The sequence below is a fragment of the Nitrospirota bacterium genome, assembly GCA_016219645.1.
Taxonomy (GTDB): domain Bacteria; phylum Nitrospirota; class Nitrospiria; order Nitrospirales; family Nitrospiraceae; genus Palsa-1315.
The window spans coordinates 1-1,822 of record JACRLR010000014.1 but is presented as its reverse complement, the minus strand read 5'-3'; the positions used below and the strand labels follow the sequence as shown (position 1 = coordinate 1,822).

General features: G+C 55.4%; 3 protein-coding genes. 2 read left to right on the top strand and 1 reads right to left on the bottom strand.

Features of this window, described 5'->3' with window-relative positions; all coding sequences use genetic code 11:
* Positions 1-298 (bottom strand): peptidase (locus HZB34_03560; GenBank protein ID MBI5315026.1); only part of this gene is annotated, 298 nt, incomplete at its 3' end.
* 112 nt (positions 299-410) lie between these two features.
* Here HZB34_03560 and HZB34_03555 point away from each other — a divergent pair.
* Both HZB34_03555 and HZB34_03550 read left to right on the top strand, forming a co-directional pair.
* Complete coding sequence (locus tag HZB34_03555; protein MBI5315025.1) at positions 411-878, top strand: hypothetical protein; 468 nt, start codon at positions 411-413, stop codon at positions 876-878.
* Positions 879-961: 83 nt separating this feature from the next.
* The gene (locus HZB34_03550) at positions 962-1,693 is read left to right on the top strand and encodes a hypothetical protein (GenBank protein ID MBI5315024.1); all 732 of its coding nucleotides are present in this window, start codon (positions 962-964) and stop codon (positions 1,691-1,693) included.
* Positions 1,694-1,822 lie beyond the last annotated feature (129 nt).

Here is a 1,822-nt window from a genome sequence, read left to right as displayed (position 1 = left end):
TCCATTCCGGCTCCTGCGCCGGCTGCACGTCCAGATGATTATAGATTGTGACGGTCGGATACTCAGGCCCTACCATCCACCCGCCGGAGACGATGGGGTACCCACCGGTTTCGACCACGTGAACCTTGGCATTCATCCCGACCAAATACTGCTTCGCAAGGTCAGCCATACGTCGCATATCGCCTGCGCGGGATGAATCCATGCTGATCGACGGCACCTCCACCATCTGGCCCAAGAGATCCTCAAACCTTGGACGTGATTCCTTCACGAAAATCCTCAGTTGCCGCTCATTCACCATGCGAGTGCTCCTCCTTGATGAAAAGACAGGGAATTATAGCGATCATGTCTCGCAAGAGAAAGCAGCCCCGGGTTCTAAACTCAGAATGATGATAAAATGCCTTTCACCCAGCATGACCACGTCGGCACGAATCATCACTCCTCTCGTTATTGCTCTGCTCACACTTCTAGGAGTAGACAGACCGATACCGGTGTGGGCGGAAGAACCGACCAGCATCCAACAGATCCTCGAAGAACCTCGGATCTATCACCTTCGGCATGTCACATTGCGCGGCATTGCACGGGATGTGCAACCTCTGGAGCCCTACCCAATTGCCAATGGAGACAATTGTTATGGCGCGTACTTGTTTCGTCTTGAGGACGATGAGGCGACGATTCCAGTGGCAGTGTTAGGCATTTGTGGTAGACCAGTTGTCCGCGATCCGGAAGTCGAGGATGGAGATCGTGTCGAAGTCAGCGCCACGATTCAGGCACCGAGTCACGGAGGGCACTATCTCAGTTTCAAAGGATTGAAAGCGGTGACCGAACAAGAACGTGTGGTACAGGCAATCGCCGATCGCATTCTTCCAATCGTCGAGTAACCACCTCAGCAGCCGGCCATGGTACCGATACACGTCAACTCCACCAGTTCAATCAACCGACCAAAGGAGTAGTAAACGAAGCGATGGTTCAACTACTTACAATTGTGGCATCGTTCATATTCGCACTGTCGACCGGCTGTACGAGCAGCCAAGGGTTCGATCGGACGGCGATGAACGAAATCCTTCATGTCGAGCCTACCCCAATCCCTGAGAGTCAGCCCCTTGCAAGCCAGGGCGTTCACCTTTCCACACCCCTTCGGCTCGGTGTCTTTTTTGTAAATCACGACTTTCCACACAGGCAGTCCATCCGAACGGTGGAATGGCTGGCTAGGGATAGAGACCAGCTACTCCGCGAGCTAGCTCAGCTACAAGATACGCATGTCCTCCAGGATGCATTTGTGCTGATGGATGCCACTCTGCGAGGTGAAGATATCAACGGAATTCGCCAGGCTGGAGCTCGATACGGAGCCGATGTGGTATTGATCGTCGACGGAGTTGCGGCCGTCGATCGATACAACAACCGCTTTGCCTGGTTGTATCCAACCTTACTCGGCGCCTATCTCGCCCCTGGTACCGAAAGCGACACGCTCGTCATGATCACCGGCGACTTGTGGGCTGTGCGCTCCGAATGGCACCCACCGATGCAAACAGCTGAAGGAGCATCAAAGCTGGTCGGGTCGGCGGTTATGCTCGAGGATAGCGCGGCTCTCACAGAGGCCAAGCAACGAGCACTCCAAGCACTCGGCAAGCGCATCGTCGATCAGCTCCCACACTGGATACCGGAGCTCCCCCCTCTTGTCCCCCACTCACGGTGAGTCGAAGCTGACAAGGACTCCCAGCAAAAGCAGATGCTGCTCACGCGCAAGGCCGACGACGTCGGGACGGATCCCCCCGCTCTTGAAGAACCCGCCTCCCACCCCCGTTGAGTCATCGTAACGATGTTC